The 2,005-nt window shown below is 67.4% G+C and carries 3 protein-coding genes; all 3 read right to left on the minus strand.

Annotated features, from left to right (window positions below; genetic code table 11):
- The coding region (locus AC2VOP_RS18435; protein WP_486962305.1) for a flavin-containing monooxygenase at nucleotides 1-781 on the minus strand (781 nt) is incomplete at its 3' end.
- 1 nt (nucleotide 782) lies between these two features.
- Nucleotides 783-1,415 carry a TetR/AcrR family transcriptional regulator gene (locus AC2VOP_RS18440; RefSeq protein ID WP_486962306.1) on the minus strand — a complete coding sequence of 211 codons (633 nt, stop codon included), beginning with the start codon at nucleotides 1,413-1,415 and terminating at the stop codon, nucleotides 783-785.
- Nucleotides 1,412-2,005: NAD(P)H-dependent flavin oxidoreductase (locus tag AC2VOP_RS18445; RefSeq protein ID WP_486962307.1), on the minus strand; the 594-nt coding region annotated here is incomplete at its 5' end. The genes AC2VOP_RS18440 and AC2VOP_RS18445, both read right to left, overlap by 4 nt.

Below are 2,005 nucleotides of genomic sequence, written 5' to 3' on the forward strand. Positions count from 1 at the left end.
GGCAGATCTTCTTCAGCAGTTTCAGTTGCGGCGAGTCCGCGTCGACGACGGCGTTGGCGAAGTTCTCCACAAAGTTGGTATTGAGCTCCTCCCGCAATTCGGTGAGCGCCGCGTGGTTTTCGCGGTAGCGGGCCCGGTCCTCCTCGGCGATTGGCGGGTTGTCGACCGGCAAGATCCACTGCGGTGTGCGCTGGAACAGATGCAGCTGCCCAACGGTGTCGACCACGGCGGCGACGATCTGGGCCGCCGACGATCCGGTGCCGACCACCCCGAGGCGGGCCCCGTCCAGCGCCGTGTCGTGGTCCCAGCGGGCGCTGTGGAAGACCCGGCCCGCGAACGCGTCGAGTCCGTCGATGTCGGGATAGCGCGGGTGGTGCAGCACCCCGGTGGCAGCGATGACGACATCGGCCTCGTCCCGGTGGCCAGCGGATGTCTCGACACGCCAACGGTTTCCGTCGTAGTCCAGGCGGCATACCTCGGTGCCGTAGCGGATCGCCGTGTCGACGCCGTACCGGCGGGCCACGGCCTGCAGGTAGGCGAGAATCTCCGCGCCCGGGGCGAACATGTGGCTCCACTCCGGGTTGGGGGCAAACGAGTAGCTGTACAGGTGGGCAGGCACGTCGCAGGCGATGCCGGGGTAGGTGTTCTCCCGCCAGGTTCCGCCGAGCCGGTCGGCCTTCTCATATACCGTCACGTCGGTGAAACCGGCCTCGCGCAGCTTGATCGCGGCGAGCAACCCGGCCATCCCCGCTCCGATGACGACAAACCTCAGGTTGCGCATTTCAGGCCTGCCTAGGTCGCAAGCCATCCAGGACCAGGGTCACGACGAAATCGGCGACTTCGGCCGCCGTCACACCGTCGTCGGTGGAGATCCGCCGGTGCGCCAGCTGGCCGATCAGCGCGGCGAGCGTGAATGCCACCATCCGCGGTGGAGCGACGACGACGTCACCGCGGTCCTGGGCCATGACGATGAAGGTTTCGATCTCATCGATAAAACGCTCGTAAATACCGCCGAGGTGCTTCTCGAAGCGGTCGCCGAGCGCGTAGGCATCCCGGAACAGCAACTTGACGGTGGCTTTGTCGGCTTCGAAGAACTCGAACACCTCCTTGACCGCCGTCCGGAACAGGGCATCACCGCTGACGGCGCTGCCCTGTGCGGCCAGCGCAATGGAGACCTGTGTGCGAAGCGCCTCTTCCTCGACCGCCATCAGTGCGTGGAAGAGGTCGTCCTTGTTGTCGAAGTACCAGTAGATCGAGCCGTAGGCCAGCTTGGCCTGTTTGGCGATGTCGGCGATGGTGGTCGCGTGAAAGCCCTTGCGGGCGAATACTTTTTTGGCAGCTCCGAGAATCTGGTTGCGGCGCGCGGATTTATCCTCGTCGCTGACCGCGCGCCGCCGGCGGGTGGTGACGCTCACTGCTGCACCAGCTCGTCGAGACGCCGCACCGCGTCGATGAACTCGTCGACCATGTCGAGCACCACGCTCTGGGTCGGCCGCACCTTGTCGAGGCAGCCCACCACCTGCCCGACAAAGTAGGTCGCCAGGTCGCGGGCCCGCGCATCCGGCTTGGTGGCGGCCTGGTGGATACGCAGCTGCGGGTCGCCGATCAGCGCGCTCTGTAGCGGCATACCCAACGGGTCCGGGGTGTCGGGCCGGTCCCACTCGTCGGTCCAGGCGGTGCGCAGCATCCGGGCCGGCTTGCCCGTCAACGATCGCGACCGCACAGTCTCCGACGACGTGGCCGCTAGGAACTTCTCCTTGACCACCGCCGGCGTCTCGGCCTCCTCGGTGGTCAGCCACACCGACCCGCACCACACACCCTCGGCGCCCAACGCCAGGGCCGCGGCAACCTGCCGACCGCACGCGATGCCGCCGGCGGCCAAAACCGGCACCGGCGCGACCGCGTCGACGACCTCGGGAACCAGCACCATCGTCGACACCTCGCCGGTGTGCCCGCCGGCCTCGGTGCCCTGCGCGACGATGAGGTCGACGCCCGCGTCGGCGTG

The organism is Mycobacterium sp. TH-M106 (genome assembly GCF_057473765.1).